Source organism: Marivita sp. GX14005, assembly GCF_023370775.1.
Lineage (GTDB): Bacteria > Pseudomonadota > Alphaproteobacteria > Rhodobacterales > Rhodobacteraceae > Marivita.
In genome coordinates this window covers 96,867-122,285 of record NZ_JAMCCQ010000001.1, presented here as the reverse complement: position 1 = coordinate 122,285, position 25,419 = coordinate 96,867, and the positions used below count along the sequence as shown (strand labels likewise).

Below are 25,419 nucleotides of genomic sequence, written 5' to 3'. Positions count from 1 at the left end.
GCAACGGTACGTTTGCCCGGTACAGATGCATGAGATCTGTTCCCCCGCCCCCCGATCCCCTATGTAAAGGCGCATGTCCGACTCGCTTTCAGACCTGATCGCCTGCCCGAAATGCGACGCGCTGCATCACCTGCCAAAGGTCGAGGTCGGCGAGAAGGCGCAATGCGTGCGCTGCGGGACGGTGCTGATGGCACCGAAGGAACGGGCCATGACCTGGATCGTCATGCTCTCGGCGACTGCGCTGATCCTGATGGTCGCTGCGGTGTTCTTTCCGTTCCTCGAACTGAGCACGCATGGGCTGGGGCGCAAAAGCTCGGTTTTCGATGCGATCCTGGCGTTTTCGCACGGGCTGATGCTGCCGCTCAGTTTCGCGGTGGGGGCGCTGATCGTGTTTTTGCCGATGACCCGGTTCATCGCGCAAATCTATGTCTTTGCGCCGATGGCGCTGGGCTGGGCGCCGGCGCGCCATGCGGGGGAGGTGTTTCGCCTGTCCGAACGCATCCGGCCCTGGGCGATGGCGGAGGTGTTCATCATCGGCGTGGCGGTCGCGCTGATCAAGGTGGCGGGGCTGGCGCATGTCACGCTCGGGCCGGCCTTCTGGGCCTTTGTCGGTCTGGTGATCGTGACAATCCTCAAGGACAGTTTCATGTGTCGGGTGACGGTATGGCAAACGCTGAACGCGCGCAGCCCGTCCTGACGGCGCGGGCCGCCGGGCTGGTGGGCTGTTCGCAGTGCGGGCATGTGCATCCGCGCGGCACCGAAGAATGTTCGGTCTGCGGCGCGCATCTGCAAAGCCGCGACAAGACGAGCCTGCAACGCGTCTGGGCCTGGCTCTTTGCCGGAATGGTCGTCTACATCCCGGCCAATGTGTATCCGATGCTGCGCACCTCGACGCTGGGCCATACGACGGAAAGCACCATCGTCGGCGGTGTGTTCGATCTGGCCGATCACGGCGCCTATGGCATCGCGCTCATCGTCTTCGTCGCCTCGGTCGTCATTCCGGTCAGCAAGTTCATCGCGATCGCCTATCTCGCCATCCGCGTGCAGCGCGGGCTGCCCGGCACGCCCGCGCATTTCCACCTTTACGAGGTGGTCGAGTTCATCGGGCGCTGGTCGATGATCGACGTTTTCGTCGTCGCGATCCTGTCGGCCTTGGTGCAACTCGATTTCGTGGCATCGATCAATCCGGGCATCGCGGCAGTGAGTTTCGCCCTTTCGGTTGCATTCACGATGATTTCCGCCAATAGCTTCGATCCGAAACTGATCTGGGACAGCCGGGAAGGGGCCGAAGCGTGAGCGAACCGGAAGCTGCTGAAATGAAGGTCTCGCCCCGTCGCAGATCGTTCTGGCGCAATCTTTCCTTCGTCTGGCTGGTGCCAATCATCGCGCTGGGCGTGTCGCTGGGCATCGCGTGGCAGAGTTTTGCGGATCGCGGCACACTGATCGAGATTTCTTTCGGCAACGCCTCGGGCGTGATCGCCGGCGAGACGACCCTGCGCTATCGCGATGTGGTGGTCGGGCAGGTTGAGGAGGTGCGCTTTTCGAGCGATCTGGGCCGCGTGCTGGTCTATGTGCGTGTCGATAACGACGTGGCGCCCTTCATCGATGAAAGCGCCGCGTTCTGGGTGGTCCGGCCGGAGGTCTCCGCGCGCGGGATCAGCGGGCTGTCGACGGTTCTGTCCGGGGTCTATATCGAAGGTGCCTGGGACAACGAACAAGGGATCGAAGCCTACGAGTTCGAAGGCACCGACACGCCGCCATTGGTGCAGCCGGGCCGCCCCGGCAAGCGGATCACGCTGGCCACCGATGACGGCACGACGATCTCGAACGGATCGCCGGTGCTGTTTCGCGGGGTCGAGGTGGGACAGCTTGAAACTCCGCGCCTGTCGGCCGATGGGCGCACGGTGCTGGTCGATGCCTTCATCGAGGCACCGCATGACCGCCGCCTGACGCAGGCGACGCGGTTCTGGGATACATCGGGCTTCGAGTTGTCATTCGGCGCGTCCGGGTTCTCGGTCGATTTCGACTCGCTGGCCTCCTTGCTGACAGGCGGGATCGCCTTCGACAATCTTTACGACGACGGCGAGGATATCTCGCCCGGCTATGTCTTCACGCTTTACCCCGACGAGACGGAGGCGCGGCGCAACCGTCTGGTGCGCGGGCCGGCGCAGGGCGTGCCGTTCACCATCGCCTTCGACGAATCGGTCAGCGGTCTGGAGGCGGGCGATGACGTGACCTATCAGGGGCTCGATGTGGGCGTGGTGACCGAGTTGCGCTCGCGCGTGGTGGATACCGATTTCGGGCCGGAGCTGTCGCTGATCGTCAGCGTCGCCATCGATCCGCAGCGCATGGGCCTTCCGGCGGGCGCGACGCCCGAGGAAACCGTCGAGTTCTTCCGGTTCGCCGTTTCGACCGGGATGCGCGCGCGGCTCGCGACGCAAAGCCTGCTGAGCAGCGATCTGCGCGTCGAGCTTGTCGTGCTGGACGATGTTCCGAGCGCGCAGTTGCAGGAGATGGAGGGCGAGCCGCCGCGCCTGCCGAGCATCGAATCGAACCTGTCGGATTTCACCGCCACCGCGGAAGGCGTTTTGGAGCGGATCAACGCGCTGCCCATCGAGGAGGTAATGCAACAGGCGATCAGCCTGATGGATGCCGTCGAGACGCTGGCGCGCAGCGAGGATTTGCAGCGGGTTCCCGGCTCGGCCGTGGCCTTGATCGACGACGCGCGCGCGTTGGTCGGCAGCGAAGCATTGCAGGCGATCCCGGCGCAGATCGAAGCGGCGGTCGCCGATCTGCAATCCATCGTCGCGGATGTGCGGGCGGGCGGTGCGGTAGAGTCTCTTACATCGGCGCTGGCGAGCCTCGATGAGGCGATGGTCGGCATCAGCGCGGCGGCGCAGGACGCGCCGGAGCTGACGCGGAACCTTGCACGTTTGACCGAGGAGGAGATCCCGGCGGTCCTGAGCGAATTGCAATCGGTCGCGCAGACGGCGCAGGAGCTCGATCTAGAAGCGCTGGTCGCCAGCGCGACGCAGACGCTGAACCGTGTCGATGCGCTGATCGCGGGTGAGGCAGTGCAAGCCATTCCCCAAGCAGTGACGGAGGCGATTGCCGATGTGCGGCAGGTGGTGGCCGATCTGCGCGAGGAAGGCGCGGTGTCCGCGCTGGGCAGTTCGCTGCGCAATCTCGACCGTGCGATGGCCGATATCAGCGTCGCCTCGCAGGACGCGCCGGCTCTGACGGCCAACCTGCGGCAGATCACCGAGACGGAGATTCCGGCTCTGCTCAGGGATCTCGACGAGGTGGCGCAGACGGCCAAGGATCTGGAGTTGCAGGCGCTCGTGGACAGCGCGACCGGCACCCTGGCCCGCGTCGATGCGCTGATCGGCAGCGACGACACGATGGATCTGCCCGGAACGCTGAACGATGCGTTGACGGAAATGCGCCTTGCGCTGGCCGAATTACGCGAGGGCGGGGTGGTGGAAAACCTCAACGCGACCTTGCAATCGGCTTCCGATGCGGCATCCTCGGTGGCGACATCGGTGGAGGATCTGCCCGACCTCACCGCGCGGCTCGAACGGCTTGTAGCGGAGACGGAGACGGTGATTTCCTCCTATGGCGCGCGGTCGGATTTTAACGAGCAGACGCTGTCGGCGCTGCGCGAGGTGAAAGCGGCGGCACGGTCGATTTCGGAACTGGCCCGCGCGATTGAGCGCAGCCCCAATTCGCTGATTTTCGGGCGCTGATTAAGGGATTTTCAGGATGGTTGTGATGAATTGGCGTTTGATGGGATTGGTGCTGGCTTTGCCGCTCGCGGCCTGCGGCACGGCGGAGGATACGCGCTATCTGATCGGCGCGCCGGCTTTGGTGGAGCCTGCGAAGGCGCGGGTCGGGTTGCGCAGCGTGGAACTGCGCGATGTGACGCTGCCTGAGCATGCGTCGGGAACGGATGTGCTGTTCCGGCACGAGGATGGCGCGCTGCGCCCGCTGGGGGATGCGGTCTGGGCGGACGATCCCGAACGCGCGGTGACGGGCACGCTGGCGCAACTGCTCGATGCGCGCAGCAGCGCGGTCGTCGCGCCGGAGCCGTGGCCGCTTCGCGATGGGCCGTCGGCGCGGATGACGGTGCGGATCGACAAGATGATCGCGAGCAGCACGGGGCTGTTCGAGATCACCGGCCTTGCCGCGATCGCCGGGGTCGAGGGACGCCCGCGCGAGAGGGTGGAGCGGTTCGGCATCGCCGTGCCGTTGACGGCGGCGACGGCGGCGGCGGTGACGGAGGCGCAGGGGCGGGCGCTCGTGGCCCTGTCCGACGAGCTGGTCGGGCTGCTGCGCTAGGGATCGTGGCCTGGACACCGCCTTCGCTGGCCGATCTGCTGGATCACGGCTTCGACACGGTGATCGACGTGCGCAGCCCGGCGGAGTTTGCCGAGGACCATGTGCCGGGCGCGATCAACCTGCCGGTGCTGGACAACGAGGAGCGCGCGCGCGTCGGCACGCTTTACGCGCAGGTCAGCCCGTTCGATGCCCGAAAGCTGGGCGCCGCGCTGGTGTTCCGCAACGCGGCGGCGCATATCGAGGGCGCGCTGTCGCATCACGAGGGCGGCTGGCAGCCGCTGGTCTATTGCTGGCGCGGAGGGCAGCGCTCGGGCGCGTTCGCCTGGATGCTGCGCGAGATCGGTTGGCGGGCGGAGCTGATTGCCGGGGGATACAAGACCTATCGCCGGCTGGTGGTGGACATGCTGCAGCGCAAGCCGCTGGCGCACCGGATCGTGCAGTTGGGTGGCTATACCGGCACGGCCAAGACGGACCTTCTGCCGCTTCTGGAGGCGCGCGGGGTGCAGGTGGTCGATCTTGAAGGGCTGGCCAACCATCGCGGCTCGCTTCTGGGCGCGATGGGCGGGCAGCCGTCGCAAAAGGCGTTCGAGAGCGCGCTGGCGGTGCGGCTTTGCGGGATGGATCCGGCGCGGCCCGTGTTGGTGGAGGCCGAGAGCAGCAAGATCGGCGGGCTTCTCATCCCGCCGAGCCTTTGGGCCGCGATGAAGCGCGCGCCGTGGATCGAGGTTTCCGCCCCGATGAAGGCGCGAGCCGAGTATCTGGTCCGGGCCTATGAGGACATTCTGGCCGATGCGGATGGATTGCAGCGCAAGCTCGCGCCGCTCAAGGCGCATCGAGGCGAGGCGCTGCTGGCGCATTGGGCGGCGCTGGGCGCGGCAGGGGACCGGCACGCGCTGGTGCGCTCGCTGATGGAGGATCATTACGATCCGGCCTATGCCAAGTCGATGAAGGCCACCGCGCCGAAGGTTCTGGCGCGGGTGGAGGCGGCGGGGCTTGCGCCCGCGCAGCTTGAGCGGGTGGCCGATGGCGTGGCGGCGGCGCTTCAATCGGCGGTGATCTGACCGGGCGGGCCGTCATGCAGATGGCCGATGATCGCGGCGCGGTCGAGGCCGGCGGCGTGCAGCTGTGAAAGCAGCGCTTGCGCCTGCTCCTGCGGCACCGCAACGAGCAGCCCTCCACCGGTTTGCGGATCGAAGAGCAGGCGTGTGGCGGGCGTGTCGGCGATGTGGTCGAACCCTTCGCGATTGCTGGGATAGAGCGAGGAATGCTCGCCTGCCGCCGAAAGCGCCTCCGCGCCGGGCAGGAGCGGGATATCGGCCATGCGCAATGTCGCGGCGAGATTCGAACTGGCGCAGATGTTGTAGAGATGCCCGGCAAGGCCGAAGCCGGTGACGTCGGTCATCGCCTGCGCCGCGCCGCGCAGGAGCGTCGCGGCGGCGGCTTGGCCCTGTTGCATCGCCTCCAGCGCGGCGGCGACATGCACGCCGCGCGCGGTGCCCGACATATGCGCCGCCATGATGACGCCGGTGCCGATGGGCGCTGTCAGGATCAGCGCCGCGCCGGATTTGGCTCCGGCCAGGGTGATCGGGGCGTCCTCGCACAGGCCGGTGATCGCCAGACCGATGGTCAATTCGTCGCCGATGGTGCTGTGGCCGCCGACGATATCGGCGCCGGCATCGCGCAGGATCGGTTCGGCAGCGGCGAGGATCTCGGCCATGCTGCGCCTGGCGAGCGCATCCGACAGGCGCGGCAGGGTGAGCGAGAGCGTCGCGGCTTGCGGCGCCGCGCCCATTGCCCAGATATCGCCGAGCGCGTGGTGCGCGGCGATGCGGGCCATCACGACCGGATCGGGCCAGAAGCTGCGCAGGTGATCGGTGGTGAAGACCTGCCGCGCGTCGCCGGTATGCAGCAACGCGGCATCGTCGCCCGGCAGCATCGTGACATCGGCGCGCTGCGGCGGGGCGAGGGCGGCCAGCGCATCGCCGAGCGCGCCGCGCGACAGCTTGGCCCCGCAGCCGCCGCAAAGCGGTTTGGGGCCGAGCGCCTCATCGACGCCGAGCGCGCGCACCTTGGGGAGCGGCGGCGTGGGCATTTGCGGCAGATCGCTGAATGTGCGCATGAACTTGCGGTCGATATGGTCCTTCCAGCGCCAGACCCAGGGGCCGGAAAAGCTGAGCCCGAACCGGTCTCCGAGCGCGGTCTTGCTGCCGGTGGAGATCAGCTTGAGGTAATCCTTTTGCGGGCGATAGGGTTTCATCGCCCCGCCGGAGAGCGCGGCGCGGAGGTTATGGGTCAGGACAGGGGCTTGCCGGACGGCATAGACCCCGGCCTTGGGGCGCGGATCGAAGGTGAGATGCGCGCAATCGCCCGCCGCGAAGATACGCGGATCGCTGCTTTGCAGGTGCTTGTCGACGGTGATGAAGCCGTCTTTCGTCTCCAGCCCCGTTTGCACGAGCCAGCCATAGGCGCGCGCACCGGCGGCGCCGGTGATGAACCCGGCCTCGATGGGGGCGGCGTCGTGCAGGTGGAGGGTGTTTTCCGTGATATGCGTCACCCGCGCGTTCTCGAGCAGGGTGACGCCGAGATCGGCGAGCGCGCGCCGGAGCCTGGCGGCGCTTTTCGGCGGCAGGTCCGAGAGCGCGGTGCCGTCGTCGATCAGATGCAGCGTGGCCGGGCGGTGCGCCGCGCGCAGCGCGAAGGCCATCGCCATGACAAGCTCGGCCCCCGCGACGCCGCCACCGATCACCGCGACCGAGGCCGGGCCGGCGCCGGCGCGATAGGCGTTCCAGCGCGCGGCAAAGGGTCCGAGCGGTTTGACGGGGACCGCATGTTCGGCAAAGCCGGGCAGCGACGGCATGGCGGAGGTGATGCCGATATCGATCGAGGCGATGTCGAAGCCGACGGGCGGGCGGTTTTCGACCGTGATGTCGCCGCGCGCGAGATCGATCCCGGTCGCGGCGCCGAGGATGAGCCGCGCGCCGGCGGCGCGAGCGAGTTGCACGAGATCGATATCGAGCGTCTCGCGGCTGTAATGACCGGCGACGAAGCCGGGAAGCATGCCGGAATAGGGCGCGGTCGGGTTCGGATCGATAAGCGTGAGCCGCGCGCCGGGGAGGGGATCCATCGCCCATTTGCGCAGCACGAGCGCATGTGTGTGACCGCCGCCGATAAGGACGAGATCGCGCGCGAGGGGCAGGGAAGGCGGGTGCATGGGCGGGCTCCTTCGGGGTTTCGGAGCGGGCTTAGCATGGCTGGCCGGGCGATCCCATGCGGCGCGGGCACCTCGGCAAGGCTTGCCGCCGGGGGCGGGATTGTCCAGAACGGGGCAGAGAGGGGGCGCTGCCCCCGCCGCCGCGGGGCGGCGACTCCCCCGGGATATTTGGGGCAAGAAGAAAGGGCGGGATATGGGCAGGACGATCATCATCACCGGGGCGGGGAGCGGGATCGGGCGTGACTGCGCGGAAACGTTCCTGCAGGCCGGCTGGCGTGTCGGGCTGATCGGGCGGCGGGCGGCACCGCTTGAGGAGATGGCCGGCGGGCATGAGCGGGCGCTGGCGCTGCCGTGTGACGTGACGGATGAAGGCGCGGTGGATGCGGCATTCGATGCGGCGATGCGCGCATGGGGGCGGCTCGATGCGCTGTTCAACAATGCCGGGATGGGGGTGTTCGGGGCGAGCATAGACGAGATCCCGGTCGAGGAATGGCGGCGCTGTATCGAGGTGAACCTGACGGGGAGTTTCATCTGCGCGCGCGCGGCCTTTGCGCGGATGCGGGCGCAGGTGCCGCAGGGCGGGCGGATCATCAACAACGGTTCTATCTCGGCGCATGTGCCGCGCTGGGGCTCGGCGCCCTATACGGCGAGCAAGCATGCCATAACCGGGCTGACCCGGTCGATCTCTCTCGATGGGCGGGAATTCGGGATCGCCTGCGGGCAGATCGATATCGGCAATGCCGGGACCGAGATCGTGGCATCCTTGCGCCGGCAGGCGGAGGCGGCCGGGCGCGAGGTCGAGCCGGTGATGGATGTGGCGGATGTGGCGGCATCGGTGCTGCATATGGCGCAGTTGCCGCTGGAGGCGAATGTGCAATTCATGACCGTGATGGCGACGAATATGCCGTATATCGGGCGTGGATAGACGGTTTTGCCTGTTTCGGCGCGAAGGATGCGGTATAGGCAGGCTCGCGCGCAGGCGCGATGACGGAAACGGTCGGGAGATCACGATGACAGGTATCAAGGATGTGCTTGCTTGTGCGGCGCTGGCGCTCGGGATGGCGGGCAGCGCGGCGGCGCAGGAGGTGACGCTGCGGATGCACCAGTTCCTGCCCGCGCAGGCGAATGTGCCGGCCAATATCCTTCAGCCCTGGGCGGACCGGGTCGAAGAGGCGTCGGGCGGGCGGATCGAGATCCAGCATTTCCCGTCGATGCAGTTGGGCGGCACGCCGCCGCAGCTGATCGATCAGGCCATCGACGGCGTTGTCGATATCATCTGGACGGTGGCCGGCTACACGCCGGGGCGGTTTCCGCGCTCGGAAGTGTTCGAGCTGCCCTTTACCGTGAGCGACGCCGGAGCGGCGTCGGCGGCGTTCTGGGAGATGACGCAGGACGAGGCGGTGCGGGAGGAATACGCCGATTTCAAGCTGCTGGGCGTGTGGGTGCACGGGCCGGGGGTGATCCATTCCGAAGAACCGATCGAGGTGCCGGGCGATCTGCGCGGGGTCAAGCTGCGCGCGCCGACGCGGGTGACGAACATGCTGCTGAACGATCTGGGCGCGAGTGCCGTGGGCATGCCGGTGCCGGCGCTGCCCGAAGCGCTTTCCAAGGGGGTGGTCGATGGTGCGCTGCTGCCCTGGGAGGTGACCGGGGCGTTGAAAGTGGCCGAGATGGTCGGCCATCATACCGAGTTCGAGGGCGCGCCGCTTTACACGATGCCATTCCTTTTCGCGATGAACCGCGACAGCTACGAGGCGTTGCCCGAGGATTTGCAAGCGGTGATCGATGCGCAATCGGGGCTGGAGTTTTCGCGCGAGGCCGGGCGGCAGATGGCGATCGACGATGGGCCGGCGCGCGAGGCGGCGCTCGATCTTGGGAACGAGGTGATCACGGTCAACGGTGCCGAAGCGGAGGCGTGGCACGCCGCGGCGCAGGGTACGATCGCGCGCTGGACTGCCGAGATGGAGGCAAAGGGCATCGATGCGGAGGCGCTGATCGCCCGCGCGGCGGAGCTTGTGGACAAGCATAGCGAGTGACAGCGGCGCGCGTCAGGCGGGGAATCGCGCTTCTGGCGCAGGGCATGGCCCTGATCGGTGGGGCCGTGCTCCTGGCGCTCATCGCCCTGACGTCGGTGTCGGTGCTGGGCCGGGGGCTTGATACGCTGGCCTATTCGGGGCGTCTGCCGCAATCCTTGGCGGATGGGCTGATCGCATTGGGAGCCGGGCCGATCACGGGCGATTTCGAGCTGGTCGAGGCGGGTATCGCCTTCGCGATCTTCGCCTTTCTGCCGATCTGCCAGTTGCAGGGCGGGCATGCGACGGTGGATATCTTCACCTCGCGGCTGGGCGCGCAGGCGCAAGCCTGGCTTGCCGCGCTTTGGGAGGGGCTGCTGAGCGCCGCGATCTGTCTCATCACCTGGCGGCTCGGCGCGGGGATGCTGGATAAGCTGGGCAACGGCGAGACGACATTCCTGCTTCAATTTCCGGTCTGGTGGGCCTATGCCGCGAGCCTTGCGGCGGCGGCGGTCGCCTCGGTGGTGGCGATCTGGTGCGTCCTGGCGCGGCTGGCGCAGGCCGGGGCGGGGCAGGGCAATGCGCCGGGCGGGGAGGCGGAATGAGCCTGCTCGAGCTTGGGCTGTGGTCCTTTCCGGTGCTGCTCGCGCTGATTTTCCTGCGCGCGCCGATCGGGCTGGCGATGCTGCTTTGGGGGATCGGCGGCTTCTGGATCGCGCTGGGCAGCCCGGATGCGATCCTCGCCAAGCTGAAATCGGAAACCTATTCGACCTTTTCAAATTACTCGCTGTCGATCATCCCGATGTTTCTCTTGATGGGGCAGTTCGCCTCCGTGTCGGGCATGTCGCAGGCGCTGTTTCGGGCGGCGGAGGCGTGGCTCGGGCATCGGCGCGGCGGCGTGGCGATGGCGGCGGTGGGCGCATGCGCCGGGTTCGGGGCGATCTGCGGCTCGTCGCTGGCGACGGCGGCGACGATGGGGCGCGTGGCGCTGCCGGAATTGCGGCGGACGGGCTATTCGGGCGGCTTCTCGACCGCGACGCTGGCGGCGGGCGGCACGCTGGGGATCCTCATTCCGCCGTCGGTGATCCTCGTGATCTACGCGATCCTGACCGAGCAGAATATCGCCAAGCTCTTTCTGGCGGCGGTTCTTCCCGGAGTGCTCGCGGCGCTGGGCTACATCATCGCGATATCGCTTTATGCGCGGCGCCATCCCGGCGAGATCGGGCAGCGCGCGCCGATGCCTTATGCCGAACGCTGGCGCGCGCTGGGCGAGGTCTGGCCGGTGCTGCTCGTTTTCTTGCTGGTCGTAGGCGGCATCTATGCCGGATGGTTCACGCCGACCGAAGGCGCGGCCGTGGGGGCGGCCGGGACCGGCGTGATCGCCGCGCTGTCGGGGCGCATGACGCTGGCGCGGCTGCGCGAGAGCCTGATTTCCACCGCGATCAGCAGCGCGATGATCTTTTTTATCGTGCTCGGCGCGGCCTTCTATAACGGGTTTCTGGCGCTGACGCAGGTGCCGCAGGCGCTGTCGCTCTGGGTGGTCGAGATGGGGCTGGCGCCGCTCGCGGTGCTTCTGATCATCCTTGCCTTCTACCTGCTCTTCGGTTGCGTGATGGACAGCCTGTCGATGATCCTTCTCACGGTGCCGATCTTCTTTCCGGTCATCTCGGCGATGGATTTCGGATTTGTCGAGCTGGCAGCGTTGCAGGCCGATGCCGCGCGAGAGGTGTTGGCGGCGGGGGTTCCCGAGGGGATGGGACCGGAGATGCTGGCCGGGATCGAGCAGGCCATCGCGAGTGGCGCGGAGCTCAGCCGTGAGCAGATGCGGGCGCTGGATATTCGCGTCACGCAAGGGATCGCGGAGCGGATCGAGGCGGAATATGTCGCGATCTGGTTCGGGATACTGGTGCTGGTCGTCGTCGAGGTCGGGTTGATCACGCCGCCGGTCGGGATGAACCTGTTCATCATCAATTCGATGGATCGCGATACGCCGCTGGTTGCGACCTATCGCGCCGTTCTGTGGTTCATCGCGTCGGATATCCTTCGCATCGCGCTTCTGGTGCTCTTTCCCGCGATCACGCTGGTCTGGCTTTACTAGCCCGCCGAGGCGCGGCACACAGGGGCAGGACAATCGCAGGGAGAGGCGTGATGAAATTTCTGGTGGGCGATCTGGATGGCAAGCGTTCGGTGTTCGCGGTGCGCGGCGACGGGGCTGTCGATCTTTGCGCAATCGATCCGCGCGTCGGACAGGACTTGATGGCGCTGATCCGCGACGATGGCCTGCGTGCATCGGTGTTGGAGCGGGCCGCACAAGCGGAGACCGTGCCGGTGGATCGCATCGCACCGGCTTTGCCGCTTGCCGATCCGGGCAAGATCATGTGCCTGGGGCTGAACTACGCCGATCATGCGAAAGAGGCCGGGATGGAGGTGCCGGACTATCCGACCGTCTTCATGCGCAGCCGAACCTCGCTGGTGCCATCTGGCACGCCTTTCGTGCGCCCGGCCTGTTCGGACGCGCTCGATTACGAGGCCGAGCTGATGATCGTGATCGGCCGCGGCGGACGGCATATCGCGGAGGAGGACGCGCTGGGCCATGTGTTCGGTTATACCACCTTCAACGACGCGACATTGCGCGATTTCCAGAACAAGACCCAGCAATGGACGCCGGGCAAGAATTTCGACGCTACCGGCGCCGTCGGCCCCTATGTCGTGAGCGCCGATGCGCTGCCCGCCGGGGCGTCTGGGCTGGCGATTTCGTGCCGCGTGAATGGCGAGACGCTGCAATCGTCGAACACGGATGAGATGATCTGTCCCGTTGCGCGGACGGTTGCGATCCTGTCGGAATTCACCACGCTGGAGCCGGGCGACCTGATCGCGACGGGCACGCCATCAGGCGTCGGCATGGCGCACCGGCCAGAGCCGCGCTGGCTGCGCCCCGGCGATCACGTCGAGGTTGAGATCGAGAGGATCGGAACCTGTGTGAATCCGGTGATCGCGGAAGGGACCGGATAGCGCTTCAAGGAGGTTTACCAAAAGCCAAAGTGTTGCTTTCCCGAAACGCGCTTATTGGGTGAAAGGCCCGGTTCGAAACATCCAAGACTGTCGCAATTTCAATTCTTTAGCGGCGTCTTCTTCGAAACAGGTTGCGAATCGTCGTATTACCGACCTATTAATATTTCATAAATGCTGACGTAGTTTTGTAGAAAGTTGTTTGTAGGCGCGGTTTCTATAGATAATCTGATATTGGGTAACGGTCTTTTGTAGGCGCGTGTAGAGGTAGAGTTGTGGAACGTCTCGTGTTTCGGGCAGCGATATTGGGGGCCATCCTGTCCGGCCCCGTGCATGCCCAGGATCTGGTCTTTCAGTTCACCAACCCGTCCTTCGGCGGCAATACCTTCGCCTCCTCTCATCTTCTGTCGCTGGCCGATATCCAAAACCAGCACACGGAAAAGGAGAAGAGCGCCTCGCGAGCGACGAGCTCGCAATCCGATCTTTTCGTTCGCCAGCTTCAGAGCCGCCTTCTGTCGTCGCTCTCTTCGGGGCTTTCCGAGGTGATCACGGGCGCTCAGCCCGGCGACACGGATACGATCGTGATCGGCGATCAACAGATTTTCTATGAACGGTCTTTGGAAAACATCCGCGTGCAGATCACCAATCTGCTGGACGGATCGAGCACGGAGATCGTTTTGCCGGTCGTCGAAGGGGCGGAGGCGATCAACTGAGTCTTGCCGGCCCGTCCGGCGAATGGGGTGAGTTTTAGATGAAGCGTTTGCGTTCCAGGTTTGCACTATGTCTTGCGTCCTTGGCATTCGTGGCAGGATGCGACGCGATGCATGATATGGCGCAGGAGCCGGAACTGCCCGCCATCACCTCCACGCGCAGCGCGCTTCTGACCTTGCCGGAACCGGCGAGCCGGGTCGATGTGGCGGTCTACCAGTTCGAGGATCTGACCGGCCAGTTCAAACCGTCCGAGGGGTTTCAGACCCTGTCCAAAGCCGTTTCGCAGGGCGGCGCGCCGGTGCTGATCAAGGCACTGCGCGATACCGGGCAGGGATCGTGGTTCCGCGTGATCGAACGCGCCAATCTCAAGAACCTACTGCAGGAGCGGCGCGTCATTCAGGAGATGCGCCAGCTTTATCTCGGCGAGGAAAAGATCAATCCCAAGGCGCTGCCGCCGATGCTCTTTGCAGGGGTCATCATCGAGGGCGGCGTGGTCGGCTATGACACCAATGTCATCACCGGGGGCGCGGGCGCCGCGCTACTGGGGATCGGCGCGCGGAGCGAGTATCGCAAGGATACCGTGAGCGTCAATCTGCGCACCGTCAGCGTCAAGACCGGGGAGGTTCTGGCCTCTGTCGTCGTGCAGAAATCCATCATCTCGACAAGCGCGGGCGCGAGCGTGTTCCGCTATATCGAAATCGACGAAATTCTCGAGCTCGAAGGCGGCGTGACCGCCAATGAGCCGGGCTTTGTCGCGCTGACCCGGACCATCGAGAAGGCGATCTATGCGCTCATCATGGAAATGGCCGAGCGCGATCTATGGAGCTTCAAGAACGAGCGCACAGGTGAAATGCTCGTTCGGGAGTATCTGAACGAGGACGGGCGTGCGCGTCCGGGCTCGATCTCTAACCAGAATTACGAGGACGCGAGAACGTCCCGCAAGACCTCGGCCGTGATAACGCCGGGCGAGGCAAACACAATCTGAGCAGTATGACATATCGCCCGGTCATCCGGGCGAGTTGAAGGAGGATGCGGCGTCCACTCGGCTGGACACCTAAGACGCCGCACCCTGATCAAGGGCCGCGTTCGCGCGGCCGTCAACCAGCACCAGAGATGCTCTGGTGCTTATAATAGAGGTTTGCCTCATGAAAAAGCACCTTATCGCAACTGCCTCCGTTCTTGCGCTGTCTTTTGCCGGCCAGGCGATGGCCAATGACAGTTTCATCGACCAGATCGGGCTGGGCAATTCGACTTTGATCGACCAGACCGGCGGTGTCGAAGGCGTGTCTTCCGTTATCCAGGACGGCACGAACAATGTGGCTGAGGTCACGCAATCGGAAAATCCCAATGGGATCCCCAATTTCAGCATTCCGACGAACGATGCGTCGATCATGCAGGTCGGAGAGAATGCGCGCGCGCGGATCACGCAGTCGAACCCCGATCAGCCGAACGCACCGACCAATAGCGCGACGATCACGCAATACTCCAACGGCACGCCGCAGACGCCGCCGGATGGTATTCCGTCGGGCTTCAGCGTGAACGCGAATATCGTTCAGACCGGGTCGGGCAACACCTCCGACATCCTGCAGTCGGATCGCCCCGCAGGCTCCGGCCCTGCCTCTGGCGTGACGGCCTATAACGAGCAAGTCGGGAAGGACAACCAGTCATCGATCACGCAGGCCGTGCGCAACGAGGATGCCGATCCTTATTCCGACGTGGATGTCTTTCAGTTCGGCGATGCGAATATCTCGAATGTCGAGCAGGGCGGCTCCGACTCGCGTGTGCTTGTCGAGCAGAATGGCGTGAACAACTTCTCGAATGTCGAGCAGCGCACCAATCGCGAGATGATCGCGACCGTCGAGCAGGATGGCAGCGATCACGAGAGTTTCGTCACCCAGACGGCGCGGACGGTCGAGGCCACGGTTAAGCAAAGCGACACAAGTCAATTCTCGACTGTCTTCCAAGGTCCGCAAAGCCGCTATTCCGAGGCAACAGTCACCCAGAGCGGTGACAACAACGACAGCGATGTCTCGCAAACCAACACGAGCGCCATCGCGACGGTCACGCAATCGGGCGTCGACGGATCGAGCACGATCTCGCAATCCGATGGCGAGGGCGCGGAGGCGACGCTGATGCAATCGGGCTTCGGCAACTACAACCTGATGACGCAGACCGGCGACGATCAGACCGCGTCCGTCACGCAATCGGGCGATCTGAACGACAGCACCATCACGCAGAGCGGCAACGATCAGCTGGCGACGGTGCTCCAGACCGGCGACAACAACGCGAGTTTCATCACCCAGAGCGATGACAACCAGATCGCCTATGTCGAGCAAGCGAGCCACAACAACTACAGCGAGATCACACAGTCGGGCATTGGCGCCGGAAACACGGCGAATGTCTACCAACTCGCAACGAGCGGCAACTCCTCGATCATCTCGCAAGCCGGCACAGGCAACCTTGCCACAGTCAACCAGTAACGCGTTCCGTTCGGCCCGCCGCTCAACGAAACGCGGGTCGAACCTTTGTTCAAAAGGATCAATGATATGAAAAATCTTCTTCTCACCACCGCCATCACCCTTGGAATGACCGGCGCGGCGCTCGCCAATGATAGCACGATCGATCAGATCGGCCTGTCCAACATGGCGACCGTCGATCAGACAGGCGGCAGCGAAGGCATCTCCGGCATCGAACAGATCGGCGGCTCGCATCAGGCTAGCGTTACGCAATCGGACAATCCGAATAACGGCACGCCGAATTTCAACGTCGCGTCGAACACGTCGAACATCTACCAGGAAGGCTCCGGCGCGGAAGCGACCGTGAACCAGACTGGCGATCCGAACGGCAACCCCGGCAACGTGTCCACAATCGAGCAGTTCAACGATGGCCCGCCCGCAGCTGTCGCTATTGTGGAGCAGGACGGAACGAACAACAGCTCTTTCGTGTCGCAGGGCCGGGATGTCGATCCTCTCGACCGCCGGGGGCAAACAGCCGACGTGTCGCAGATCGGGCATGACAACAGTTCGAGTGTGATTCAGAGGGGCAATCTGAACACCGCGAATGTGACTCAAACGGCCGATGGCAATACGTCGATTGTCGATCAATCGGGGCTCGACAACCTCGCCGACGTTTTGCAATCGGGCAATGGCAACCTGAGCACCGTCACCCAAAGCGCCAATTTCGGCACGGTCGATGTGGAGCAGTCGGGTGACAACAACATCAGCGATGTGACGCAGTCCGGTCGCGCCAATAGCTCTGTCGCGGCGCTGATCCTGCAGGATGGCAATGACAATACCAGTACCGTTCTGCAAACCTCGCTCGTGGCGGGGGCGGGCAGCGCGAACCAGTTCGCCGAAGTCACGCAATCGACCGATGGGAACAGCTCCTACATCGAACAGGATGGCGGCGATCCGGTCGCGGATGCGTCCAATCCGGGCAACAGCGCGTCGGTGTTCCAAATGGTGACAGCCGGCAATGTCTCGACCATCTACCAGTCGGGCGCCGGGAACACGGCGACGGTTAACCAGTAACAGGGTTTGCGTTTGGGGCCTCGCGCGTGAAGCGCGGGGCTCGCCAAGCGCGCAGTCAGGATGAACACCATGAAAAATCTACTTCTCACCTCCGCCATTACGCTCGGCATGACAGGCGCGGCCTTCGCCAATGACAGCCAGATCGACCAGATCGGGCTGGGCAACGACGCGACAGTCACCCAGAGCGGCGGCACCGGCAGCGGGTCCGTGGTTCTGCAAACCGGCGACAACGATATCGCGACGGTCGTGCAATCCGATACCGGCGGCAGCGATACCAACTCCTCGACCATCCAGCAGCTCGGCGGATCGGGCACGCAAACGGCGACCGTGACGCAGAGCTATAATGGAAGCGGGCTGGAAAACACCGCGCTGATCGTTCAGGATTCGACGCAGGGCGGCAATGTCGCGGCCGTCACCCAGGATGGCGACGATAACTTCGCGGATGCGCGGCAGGGGCCGGGGGCGGCGGTCAACTGTTTCGATCCGTTCGGATGCTCTGGAACAACGCCGGCGGCGATCACCAACAGCGACACGAACATCGTGCAGAGCGGCACGAACAATTCCGCAACGACGACCCAGATCGTCGGATCGAATGGAGGCGACAATAACCGCGCCGCTATCGATCAGAACGGGCTCAGCAACAACGCCTCGATTTTGCAGGGAACGGGAGCGGTTGCGAACACATGGTTCATTCCGAACCCCGCATCGACCGACAATGACAACCTTGCAGACATCCTGCAGGACGGCGACGGCAACGCCTCGATCATTGCGCAGGGCGGAGAATCCGGCGTCGCGTTCAGCTCTCAATTCGGCAATGACAACAGCTCGGATATCGTGCAGTCGGGCGGAATACCGGGGCTGGGGAACGCCACGACCGTCGTTCAGGACGGGGATCGCAACACAAGCACCGTCACGCAGAGCTCGACCAATGGCGATCTGCCTGTGGTTCCCTCCGGAACGGTCGCGAATGTCCAGCAGACCGGCAACGACAACGAAAGCCACGTCACGCAGAAACCGCTTGGCGGGCATTTCGCAAGCGTCATGCAGATGGGCGACGATCACTTCAGCCTGATCGAACAGGATGGTTTGCTCAATATTGCCAAAGTCACCCAGGAGTTGCATGACCAAAGCAGCGAGGTCCATCAGACCGGGCCGTCCATCGTCGGTCCGCTCGGCAATACGGCGATCGTCAATCAGACGATAACCGCCGGGAACACCTCCTATGTCTCGCAGCAGGGCATCGGCAATCAGTCGACCGTGCTGCAATAAGCGGCGATCCGGTGTAACATGACCCATGCGCCGCCGGGCGTCCGGCCTGGCGGCGCATCACAACAGGGATAGCGCCATGACCCTTCCAACACGCCTTTGCCTACTCTGCGTTCTCGCGGCGAGCCCCGTCCTCGGGCAGGACAACATCGCCCAGATCACGCAGGAGGCCGGCGGCAACATCACCACCCTCGATCAGAGCCGCGCGGCCGGCGGCGAAGTCGCGATCGAGCAGATCGGCAGCGACAATTCCGCGGATATCGCCGATCAGGGCGCGAACAGCCTCCTGCTCGTCGAACAGCGCGGGGCAGAGCAAAGCGCGCTTGTGCGGCTGAGCGGCGATGGCAACGAGGGCGATCTGGTGCAGGACGGGCTCGGCAACCGCGCCGATCTGGCCATCACGGGCACGGTCAACAGCTTCCGGATCGACCAGAGGGCAAGCGACTCCGACCCCGCCCGGAGCGGCAACCGCCTGACGTTGAGCCAGACCGGCATCGGCAATATCGCCTTCACGACGCAGGACGGATCGGAAAACCGCATGACGCTGCGCCAGACCGGCGACGACAATTTCGCCGACATGTCGCAGGACGGCCGGGCGAATCTGATGGAACTCGAACAGAACGGGCCGGGCAATACGGCCGAACTGAAACAGATCGGCATCGCCGCGGCGCCGATCATTGTCACCCAGACCGGCGGAATGTCGGTTCAGATCACCCAGACGGGGGAATGACCCATGACAGATAATCGCAACACATGGCCGGGCAGGTGGCTCGCGGCCGTTCTGGCCCTCGGGCTCGGGCCGGGAGCCGCTATGGCCGACAGTGCCGATCCCGGCTGGATCGTCGCCACCCGGGAAGGCGGGGCGGTGCAACTCGAAGTTTTCTCGAAGCTGGAGAATGGCGAGCCGGGCCGCTACGAATTGCAGGCGACCAAGATCGGGCCGAGCGGCAAATCCGTCAGCCGCCAGACCGGCACCATCCCCGCCACACATGACGCCGCCGCGCCACTCTCGGTCTCTCGCTTGTCCCTGGAGCCGGGCGCGACATTGCTGGTCGAGCTGAAAGTACAAACCGCCAACGGCCAAACCCACGAATCCCGCGCGGAATTCGACGGGGAGTAAAGGTAAAGGGGTGAAATGGTGCCCCCACACGGAACTAACGCATTGTTTTTTATTGTTTTTATTTGTACATCTTTGCCCGTACCCACCTAAAAACATGGCCGCAGTTGTCCTGTCATGTCTTGTCGTGTCCGTCCTTATCCACTAACTTAGGGTGGATATTTAGGGGGATATGAAATGCGGGCACAGAACAGGCTTTCGGCGCAATTCGTCAAATCCGCACCAGTGGGCAAACACTGCGATGGGGCTGGGCTGTGGCTGGTGAAGCGCGAGGATGGCGGGGCGCAGTGGGTACAGCGTGTAACCGTTTACGGAAGGCGCAAGGAAATGGGTTTGGGTGGCTTCCCAACCGTGTCGCTGGCCGAAGCCCGCAAACAGAGCGAACGCTGGCGCAAGGTCGCTGCGGCGGGGCGCAACCCCATGAAGGAACGTGAAGCCGAAGAACGCGCAGCGCGGCGCGAGGATATATCGCTTGCCATTATCACGGAGGATGCGTTCGAGGCGCGCAAGGCCGAACTCAAGGGCGACGGAACGGCGGGCCGGTGGTTGTCTCCCCTGAGCATTCACGTTTTGCCGAAGCTGGGCAAAGTGCCAGTAACCGACTTAGACCAGCGCGACATTCGCGACACGCTGGCCCCTATCTGGCACACAAAGGCCGACACAGCGCGCAAAGCCTTGAACCGCCTTTCAATTGTGATGAAGCACGCGGCGGCGCTGGGCTTGGATGTGGATTTGCAGGCGACCGAAAAGGCGAAGGCGCTGCTGGGGAAAACCCGGCATGTGCCTAAGAATATCCCGGCGATGGATTGGCGCGATGTGCCTGACTTCTACGCAAGCCTCGAAGAACCGACGCCAACCCATCTGGCGCTGCGCCTTCTTATCCTGACCGGCGTGCGTTCGGGGCCGCTGCGCAACATCCGCTTAGACCAAATCGAAGGCGACGTGTGGACCGTGCCAGCAGAAGCGATGAAGGGCCGCAAAGGTGCGACCGATGATTTTCGCGTGCCCCTGTCGGCAGAAGCCCAGCGCGTGATTGACCTAGCGCGACCGCACGCCCGCAAAGGCTATTTGTTTCCGAACAGCCGAAAGGGCGTAATCAGCGACATGACGCTTTCGCGGCACATGGAACGGCGGGGGCTGGAAGCGCGCCCGCATGGATTCCGCACCAGCCTGCGCACTTGGCTGGCCGAAGCGACTGACGCCCCGCACGAAGTCGCAGAAGCGATGCTGGCGCATGTGGTGGATGGTGGCGTGGTGCGGGCCTATCGACGCACAGATTATCTCGCCAAGCGCGCCCCGCTGTTAGAGCGCTGGGCCGACCTTGTGACCGGCGGCGCTGGGCGGCTGGTGAAACTGGCGGGGGCAGTATGATAAAACAAAAGAACCGTGCCTTCTTAGGTGGCAAGGACTGGTCGCCAAGAGATACATTTGTTCGAACCTTTGTCAGCAAAGACGAGATTGAAACCGCGCTAGACAGCGCGGTTTCAGGCATTGCTTCTCAAGCTAATCAAGGGAAACAGCTTGCCCCCGGCTGGCATCTTATGTCGGCAATTGGGGTCGATTTCATAGAGATTGGCGAAGCCAAGTTTCCCCATCTGGATGAAGCTCGCGCGGCTAAACTGGTCGATCTGGCTTGCAAAAATTGCCACGCTTTCGATTTAGCGCAACATATCGCGGGGATGCAAATTGTTGCCCTCAAGGTCACTGGTGTCGATACTTGCCCGGTTTTGACCACTTTCGGGGCAAAAATCCTCAATGGAGAAGCGAAACGTCCGCGTCAATATGGACGGCCACTTGGCAACGACGCATTGCTCAAGTTGTGGCAATACTTGCTTTGTAAATTTATTGTCGCAACAACCACGGTTCGACTGACTCGAAATGATGCTACCGATGATGGTTTCAGCGCCTGCGATGCCGTGGCCGATGCCTTCACCCGCGCCAACCGATATACGACCTATTCTCAAGTGAAGTCTGTTTGCTTTGACAAAGGCGCTAAAGAAATTCGCGAATTAGCGGATTACATCGGACTTATAGACCCGTTCGAGCCGCCAAGCCCAGTGTCGTAAAATAGACCTCACTTAAACTCCACGAAAACCGAAACACGCAGGGCCATCCTCGCACCATCTGAAACACAGAAGGATGATGCGATATGCAGAAATACCTCACTCTAACTGAATTGCGCGCCAAGCTGGGCAATCGCTCACGCTCTGCAATCTATGCCGACTTGGCGGCGGGCCGTTTGCCCCAGCCCATCAAGCTTGGGGGCCGCATCTATTGGGCAGAAGGCGATGTGGACGCCCATCTAAGCACCTTGCGCGAAAAGGCCGCTTGATATGAGCGGCGGAAACGAAGTGACCCGGAACCTGTTGGGGCAGGAACCGGGCCGGAAATATCGCCATGCGACTGCGGCGGATACTCCGAAAATAGCACACCGCAAAGCCAAGCGCCACAATTCTGGCACGCCCTATCGTGTCACGCCAAGTGCAGGCGACCCGTTCCGCATTGTCGTTTCGGGCCGTGACCGCTGGGCGCTCGAAGAACTGCGCAAGGCCGGGGCCAAGGGCTGCACGCCCATCGACAACCCCGCGCCCCGTTGGAGCGCGTATGTGTTCAACCTGCGTGAACTTGGCGTTGACATCGAAACCATCACCGAATCGCACGAAGGCGTCTTTCCGGGGCATCACGGGCGCTATGTGCTGCGCTCTGGTGTGGCCCCTGACTGGAAAGGGGGTACGCAATGACCCGATTGCAGATCCTCTATCTTCGCCGGTTTCACGGTCTGACCGAAGCGCAGGCGAACGCGCTGGCCGCTCTGATCTGGGGGGCCGCGCAATGACAGATGCATGCGACCTGACACGGGCGCTGGGCGGCAAGTGGTATCGGTCTTACGGGGCGGCAGCTTGCCCCGTTTGCCAGCCCCAGCGGCAAAAACACCAGAACGCCCTGACTTTGGCCGATGGCCGCAACGGGCGGCTGGTGCTGGATTGCAAGAAAAGCGGCTGCGCCTTTCTCGACGTTCTGGCGGCGGCTGGTCTGCGGACGGGGGATTACACGCCCCCGGACGCGGCAACGCTGGCCCGGCGCGAAGCCGAACAACGGGCCGAAGCCATAAAACGGACGGCGCAGGCGAAACAGGTGTGGAGCGAAGCTCAGCCCATCGCGGGCACGCTTGCGGAAACCTACCTGCGCAGCCGTGGCATCACCTGCGACCTGGGCCAGGTGTTGCGCTTTCACGGGCAATGCTTCCACGGGCCGACCGCCAAGCGCTATCCCGCGCTGGTGGCCGCTGTGCAGGGGGCAGACGGGGCGTGCGTGCATCGCACGTGCCTGCGCGCCGATGGCTCGGGCAAGGCCGAGATTGACCCGCCCAAGCTGATGCTGGGGGCCGTCACGGGCGGCGCTGTGCGGCTCACGGACGGGCCGGGGCCGCTGGTGGTGGCCGAAGGCATCGAAACCGCCCTGAGCCTTGCCTCTGGCCTACTGCGCACGCCTGCGACCGTCTGGGCCGCGCTGTCCACATCGGGCATCCGAGGCCTGCGCCTGCCGGACAAGCCGGGGCGGCTGACCATCGCCCCCGATGGCGACACGGCGGGCCGTGAAGCTGCAAACGCATTGGCCGCACGGGCGCACGCGCTGGGCTGGCAAGTCTCGCTCTTGCCTGCCCCCGATGGCCGCGACTGGAACGACATTCTGACAATGAAAGGGGAAGTCGTATGAACGCGCCCCAGCCTATTCAATACACGCCCGAAGGGCCGCAACCGCTGGTGCGCGGCATTGCCCCCGGCGCAGCTTATCCCGTTCACGCGCTGGGGCCGCTGCGCGGGGCCGTAGAAGCGGTGCAAGGCATTACGCAAGCTCCCGTCGCCATCCCGGCGCAATCCGCGCTGTCGGTGGCTTCTCTAGCCGTGCAGGGCTTTGCCGATGTGGACACGCTGGGCGGGCCGCGTGCGCTGTCGCTCTATGCCTTGACCATCGCCCGAAGCGGGGAACGGAAATCAGCCTGCGACGCGCCGCTGATGGCGGCGCTGCGCGACCATGAACGGGAGCAGGCTATTGCCCAGCGCGACGCGATGGAAAGCTGGCGCAACGCGCAAGCGCTCTGGAAAGGCGAACGCGACCGCATCCTTTTGGACGCCAAGAAAGGCAAAGGGGAAAAGCGAACGGCGGCGCAAGCTGACCTCGAAGCGCTGGGGCCGGAACCCGAAGCCCCGCCATCCGCTGACCGGACCGTGACCGAACCGACCTTCGAAGGGCTGACCAAGCTATTCGCAACGGGCCAGCCCAGCCTTGGCCTTTTCTCGGATGAAGGCGGGCAATTCTTGGGCGGGCACGCCATGAACAGCGACAACCGCCAAAAGACCTTGGCGGCATTAAACGACCTTTGGCAGGGGAACCCCATCCGGCGCACGCGCTCGGGCGATGGACACGCGACGCTCTACGGGCGGCGGCTGGCGGTACACTTGATGGTGCAACCGACCGTCGCGCGGGGCTTCATGGCTGACCCGCTGGCGGCGGATACCGGCTTTCTGCCCCGCTTCCTGATGTGCGAACCGCCCAGCGCCATTGGAACCCGGATGCAAGCCAACGCGCGGCGCGATGACATGGCGCTCGGCGCATTCGGGGCACGGCTGCGCGCCATCCTCGAAACGCCCATGCCGATTGACCCGGAAACCCGCGAATTGCAACCGCGCATCCTTGGTCTTGCCCCCGACGCCCGCACATTGCTGGCGGGCTTTGCCGACGCGACCGAAGCGGCACAATCCCCCGGCGGTGACTTGGCGCATATCACGGGTACGGCATCGAAGGCGGCGGAACAGGCGGCGCGCATTGCAGGCGTGCTGACGTTGTGGCGTGACCTCGAAGTGCAACAGGTGCAGCCCAGCGACATGGCCGACGCCATTACACTAGCGCAATTCTATCTGTCTGAGGCTTCACGGCTGGCAAGCGCTGCAACCGTATCTGCGGAAATCGACAAGGCAGAAGCCTTACGGCGGTGGTTGCTGGAAAGCTGGGAACATCCTGAAATCATGGTGCGGGATGTGGTGCGGCTGGGACCGAACGCTCTACGCGAAAGCCCGAAGGCTAGAGCCGCGCTGGGCATACTCGAAAAGCATGGATGGGTGGTGCGGTTGGAGGCGGGCACGGTTGTGCGCGGCGCATCACGGTCCGAGGCATGGCACATCATGCGGAACGTTGGCGATGTGGTTTGACGCGCAAGCCGAACTCGCAAAGCTAGGCGGGGGCCGCGAAAGCGTGACCTACGCCCCTGCGACAACCGCGACTTCTGCGACACCAGCCCCGAATGTCGCAATTGTCGCGAGTGTCGCAACGCCCAGCGCGCCAGAAATCACATCGCAACACCAGACAGCCGGGGGCCGCGTGAAGACTTGGACCGGCCGTGTCGTATCTCTGGATGAATGGCGAAGCCTGACCGAATGGCAAAGGCAGGGGCCGAATGGGCGGTGCTGGTGCGGCAACACTTCGAATTGGATAAACCTGAAAGGCGAATGACATGGCAAACAACGTTCAACAAACATCCGGCAAAAATCCGGAACCGGCACAGCGCAAGACGCCATCCATGACGGTCTATGAGGATGACAGCAACACGCTGCAAATCGACATTGCCGGGGACTATTCCCGCATATCGAGCAATGCAGTCAGCAAGCCTGTCGCGCTGGGCTTGATTGGTCAGATTGCCACCCTTGGCACGCACGGAAGACGCGTTGATCAAGACGGGGCCAACTTCGTGGTTGGCTTTGTGGATGCGATGAAGCCGAAGGACGCAGCCGAAGCCCTGTTGCTGACCCAGATGGCGGCAACGCATCAGGCTACCATGATGCTGGCACGGCGCTTGAACCATGTTGAGAACATCCCGCAACAGGACGCGGCCGAACGGGCTTTGAACAAGCTGGCACGCAGCTACGCCGCTCAGATGGACACGCTCAAACGCTATCGCTCGAAAGGCCAGCAGACCGTGCGCGTGGAACGCGTGACCGTCGAAAGCGGCGGGCAGGCGGTAGTCGGAAATGTTGAAAGCGGGGGGCGGGGCCGTGAAGGAAAGTGACGCTAACCCCATGCAAAGCGCTCACAGCGCGCCCAGATGCACCGCAAAATCAAAGCGCACTGGTCAGCCATGCAAAGCGCCAGCCGTTCGCGGCTGGAGCGTTTGCCGGATGCACGGCGCTCGGAGCGGGGCAAAGGCCGGTGCAGCGCACCCCAACTGGA

General features: G+C 64.0%; 25 protein-coding genes. 24 read left to right on the top strand and 1 reads right to left on the bottom strand.

Going from position 1 to position 25,419, the window contains the following annotated elements:
- Positions 1-73: 73 nt before the first annotated feature.
- The 5 genes from M3465_RS00640 to mnmH are packed head-to-tail and all read left to right on the top strand — an operon-like array spanning position 74 to position 5,399.
- Positions 74-697: a paraquat-inducible protein A gene (locus tag M3465_RS00640; RefSeq protein WP_249499773.1), complete on the top strand. Its 624-nt coding sequence runs from the start codon at positions 74-76 to the stop codon at positions 695-697.
- Positions 664-1,296: a paraquat-inducible protein A gene (locus M3465_RS00635; RefSeq protein ID WP_249499772.1), complete on the top strand. Its 633-nt coding sequence runs from the start codon at positions 664-666 to the stop codon at positions 1,294-1,296. The genes M3465_RS00640 and M3465_RS00635 overlap by 34 nt, the downstream gene beginning before the upstream one ends.
- Positions 1,293-3,746, top strand: a complete 2,454-nt coding sequence (locus tag M3465_RS00630; protein WP_249499771.1) for an MlaD family protein — start codon at positions 1,293-1,295, stop codon at positions 3,744-3,746. Before M3465_RS00635 ends, M3465_RS00630 begins: the two co-directional genes overlap by 4 nt.
- Before the next feature lie 25 nt (positions 3,747-3,771).
- Complete coding sequence (locus M3465_RS00625) at positions 3,772-4,338, top strand: PqiC family protein (RefSeq protein ID WP_249499770.1); 567 nt, start codon at positions 3,772-3,774, stop codon at positions 4,336-4,338.
- Between the two features lie 5 nt (positions 4,339-4,343).
- Complete coding sequence (gene mnmH, locus M3465_RS00620; protein WP_249499769.1) at positions 4,344-5,399, top strand: tRNA 2-selenouridine(34) synthase MnmH; 1,056 nt, start codon at positions 4,344-4,346, stop codon at positions 5,397-5,399.
- Here mnmH and selD read toward each other — a convergent pair.
- Positions 5,381-7,549 carry a selenide, water dikinase SelD gene (gene selD / locus M3465_RS00615; protein WP_249499768.1) on the bottom strand — a complete coding sequence of 723 codons (2,169 nt, stop codon included), beginning with the start codon at positions 7,547-7,549 and terminating at the stop codon, positions 5,381-5,383. The two genes, mnmH and selD, sit on opposite strands and share 19 nt — an antisense overlap.
- 193 nt (positions 7,550-7,742) lie before the next feature.
- On the opposite strand from selD, the gene M3465_RS00610 reads away from it, so the two are divergent.
- The 19 genes from M3465_RS00610 (at position 7,743) to M3465_RS00520 (ending at position 25,258) form a co-directional block, all read left to right on the top strand.
- Complete coding sequence (locus tag M3465_RS00610; RefSeq protein WP_249499767.1) at positions 7,743-8,474, top strand: SDR family oxidoreductase; 732 nt, start codon at positions 7,743-7,745, stop codon at positions 8,472-8,474.
- A gap of 85 nt (positions 8,475-8,559) precedes the next feature.
- The gene (locus tag M3465_RS00605; protein ID WP_249499766.1) at positions 8,560-9,585 is read left to right on the top strand and encodes a TRAP transporter substrate-binding protein; all 1,026 of its coding nucleotides are present in this window, start codon (positions 8,560-8,562) and stop codon (positions 9,583-9,585) included.
- Positions 9,582-10,166 carry a TRAP transporter small permease gene (locus tag M3465_RS00600; RefSeq protein WP_349305013.1) on the top strand — a complete coding sequence of 195 codons (585 nt, stop codon included), beginning with the start codon at positions 9,582-9,584 and terminating at the stop codon, positions 10,164-10,166. The genes M3465_RS00605 and M3465_RS00600 overlap by 4 nt, the downstream gene beginning before the upstream one ends.
- Positions 10,163-11,659 (top strand): TRAP transporter large permease, encoded by a 1,497-nt coding sequence (locus tag M3465_RS00595; RefSeq protein ID WP_249499765.1) that lies wholly within the window; start codon positions 10,163-10,165, stop codon positions 11,657-11,659. The genes M3465_RS00600 and M3465_RS00595 overlap by 4 nt, the downstream gene beginning before the upstream one ends.
- 50 nt (positions 11,660-11,709) lie before the next feature.
- Positions 11,710-12,573, top strand: a complete 864-nt coding sequence (locus M3465_RS00590; protein ID WP_249499764.1) for a fumarylacetoacetate hydrolase family protein — start codon at positions 11,710-11,712, stop codon at positions 12,571-12,573.
- Positions 12,574-12,857: 284 nt separating this feature from the next.
- The gene (locus tag M3465_RS00585; protein WP_249499763.1) at positions 12,858-13,283 is read left to right on the top strand and encodes a curli assembly protein CsgF; all 426 of its coding nucleotides are present in this window, start codon (positions 12,858-12,860) and stop codon (positions 13,281-13,283) included.
- Between the two features lie 107 nt (positions 13,284-13,390).
- On the top strand, positions 13,391-14,266 hold the full coding sequence (locus M3465_RS00580; RefSeq protein ID WP_249499762.1) for a CsgG/HfaB family protein: 876 nt from the start codon (positions 13,391-13,393) through the stop codon (positions 14,264-14,266).
- A 160-nt stretch (positions 14,267-14,426) separates the two neighbouring features.
- Positions 14,427-15,761 carry a hypothetical protein gene (locus M3465_RS00575; RefSeq protein ID WP_249499761.1) on the top strand — a complete coding sequence of 445 codons (1,335 nt, stop codon included), beginning with the start codon at positions 14,427-14,429 and terminating at the stop codon, positions 15,759-15,761.
- Positions 15,762-15,827: 66 nt separating this feature from the next.
- On the top strand, positions 15,828-16,811 hold the full coding sequence (locus M3465_RS00570; protein ID WP_249499760.1) for a hypothetical protein: 984 nt from the start codon (positions 15,828-15,830) through the stop codon (positions 16,809-16,811).
- A 69-nt stretch (positions 16,812-16,880) separates the two neighbouring features.
- A complete protein-coding gene (locus tag M3465_RS00565) occupies positions 16,881-18,080 on the top strand; it encodes a hypothetical protein (RefSeq protein ID WP_249499759.1) in 1,200 nt (399 codons plus the stop codon).
- 76 nt (positions 18,081-18,156) lie between these two features.
- Positions 18,157-18,807, top strand: a complete 651-nt coding sequence (locus M3465_RS00560) for a hypothetical protein (RefSeq protein WP_249499758.1) — start codon at positions 18,157-18,159, stop codon at positions 18,805-18,807.
- 3 nt (positions 18,808-18,810) lie between these two features.
- Positions 18,811-19,197, top strand: coding sequence for a curli-like amyloid fiber formation chaperone CsgH (csgH, locus tag M3465_RS00555; protein ID WP_249499757.1), 387 nt, complete (start codon positions 18,811-18,813; stop codon positions 19,195-19,197).
- A 174-nt stretch (positions 19,198-19,371) separates the two neighbouring features.
- Positions 19,372-20,565, top strand: a complete 1,194-nt coding sequence (locus tag M3465_RS00550; protein ID WP_249499756.1) for a tyrosine-type recombinase/integrase — start codon at positions 19,372-19,374, stop codon at positions 20,563-20,565.
- Positions 20,562-21,260: a hypothetical protein gene (locus tag M3465_RS00545; protein ID WP_249499755.1), complete on the top strand. Its 699-nt coding sequence runs from the start codon at positions 20,562-20,564 to the stop codon at positions 21,258-21,260. The genes M3465_RS00550 and M3465_RS00545 overlap by 4 nt, the downstream gene beginning before the upstream one ends.
- Before the next feature lie 83 nt (positions 21,261-21,343).
- A complete protein-coding gene (locus M3465_RS00540) occupies positions 21,344-21,526 on the top strand; it encodes a helix-turn-helix transcriptional regulator (RefSeq protein WP_249499754.1) in 183 nt (60 codons plus the stop codon).
- 1 nt (position 21,527) lies between these two features.
- Positions 21,528-21,935: a winged helix domain-containing protein gene (locus tag M3465_RS00535; RefSeq protein WP_249499753.1), complete on the top strand. Its 408-nt coding sequence runs from the start codon at positions 21,528-21,530 to the stop codon at positions 21,933-21,935.
- Positions 21,936-22,026: 91 nt separating this feature from the next.
- Positions 22,027-22,911 carry a DUF7146 domain-containing protein gene (locus M3465_RS00530; protein ID WP_249499752.1) on the top strand — a complete coding sequence of 295 codons (885 nt, stop codon included), beginning with the start codon at positions 22,027-22,029 and terminating at the stop codon, positions 22,909-22,911.
- Positions 22,908-24,404, top strand: coding sequence for a YfjI family protein (locus M3465_RS00525; protein ID WP_249499751.1), 1,497 nt, complete (start codon positions 22,908-22,910; stop codon positions 24,402-24,404). Before M3465_RS00530 ends, M3465_RS00525 begins: the two co-directional genes overlap by 4 nt.
- 302 nt (positions 24,405-24,706) lie before the next feature.
- A complete protein-coding gene (locus M3465_RS00520) occupies positions 24,707-25,258 on the top strand; it encodes a hypothetical protein (protein ID WP_249499750.1) in 552 nt (183 codons plus the stop codon).
- Positions 25,259-25,419: the final 161 nt, after the last annotated feature.

Bases quoted from the DNA above. Each gene is read 5' to 3' on its own strand.
- M3465_RS00640 (WP_249499773.1), top strand. From the start codon at position 74: ATGTCCGACTCGCTTTCAGACCTGATCGCCTGCCCGAAATGCGACGCG.
- M3465_RS00635 (WP_249499772.1), top strand. From the start codon at position 664: ATGGCAAACGCTGAACGCGCGCAGCCCGTCCTGACGGCGCGGGCCGCC.
- M3465_RS00625 (WP_249499770.1), top strand. From the start codon at position 3,772: ATGAATTGGCGTTTGATGGGATTGGTGCTGGCTTTGCCGCTCGCGGCC.
- selD (WP_249499768.1), bottom strand. From the start codon at position 7,549: ATGCACCCGCCTTCCCTGCCCCTCGCGCGCGATCTCGTCCTTATCGGC.
- M3465_RS00610 (WP_249499767.1), top strand. From the start codon at position 7,743: ATGGGCAGGACGATCATCATCACCGGGGCGGGGAGCGGGATCGGGCGT.
- M3465_RS00605 (WP_249499766.1), top strand. From the start codon at position 8,560: ATGACAGGTATCAAGGATGTGCTTGCTTGTGCGGCGCTGGCGCTCGGG.
- M3465_RS00595 (WP_249499765.1), top strand. From the start codon at position 10,163: ATGAGCCTGCTCGAGCTTGGGCTGTGGTCCTTTCCGGTGCTGCTCGCG.
- M3465_RS00590 (WP_249499764.1), top strand. From the start codon at position 11,710: ATGAAATTTCTGGTGGGCGATCTGGATGGCAAGCGTTCGGTGTTCGCG.
- M3465_RS00580 (WP_249499762.1), top strand. From the start codon at position 13,391: ATGCATGATATGGCGCAGGAGCCGGAACTGCCCGCCATCACCTCCACG.
- M3465_RS00575 (WP_249499761.1), top strand. From the start codon at position 14,427: ATGAAAAAGCACCTTATCGCAACTGCCTCCGTTCTTGCGCTGTCTTTT.
- M3465_RS00570 (WP_249499760.1), top strand. From the start codon at position 15,828: ATGAAAAATCTTCTTCTCACCACCGCCATCACCCTTGGAATGACCGGC.
- M3465_RS00565 (WP_249499759.1), top strand. From the start codon at position 16,881: ATGAAAAATCTACTTCTCACCTCCGCCATTACGCTCGGCATGACAGGC.
- M3465_RS00560 (WP_249499758.1), top strand. From the start codon at position 18,157: ATGACCCTTCCAACACGCCTTTGCCTACTCTGCGTTCTCGCGGCGAGC.
- csgH (WP_249499757.1), top strand. From the start codon at position 18,811: ATGACAGATAATCGCAACACATGGCCGGGCAGGTGGCTCGCGGCCGTT.
- M3465_RS00550 (WP_249499756.1), top strand. From the start codon at position 19,372: ATGCGGGCACAGAACAGGCTTTCGGCGCAATTCGTCAAATCCGCACCA.
- M3465_RS00545 (WP_249499755.1), top strand. From the start codon at position 20,562: ATGATAAAACAAAAGAACCGTGCCTTCTTAGGTGGCAAGGACTGGTCG.
- M3465_RS00540 (WP_249499754.1), top strand. From the start codon at position 21,344: ATGCAGAAATACCTCACTCTAACTGAATTGCGCGCCAAGCTGGGCAAT.
- M3465_RS00535 (WP_249499753.1), top strand. From the start codon at position 21,528: ATGAGCGGCGGAAACGAAGTGACCCGGAACCTGTTGGGGCAGGAACCG.
- M3465_RS00530 (WP_249499752.1), top strand. From the start codon at position 22,027: ATGACAGATGCATGCGACCTGACACGGGCGCTGGGCGGCAAGTGGTAT.
- M3465_RS00525 (WP_249499751.1), top strand. From the start codon at position 22,908: ATGAACGCGCCCCAGCCTATTCAATACACGCCCGAAGGGCCGCAACCG.
- M3465_RS00520 (WP_249499750.1), top strand. From the start codon at position 24,707: ATGGCAAACAACGTTCAACAAACATCCGGCAAAAATCCGGAACCGGCA.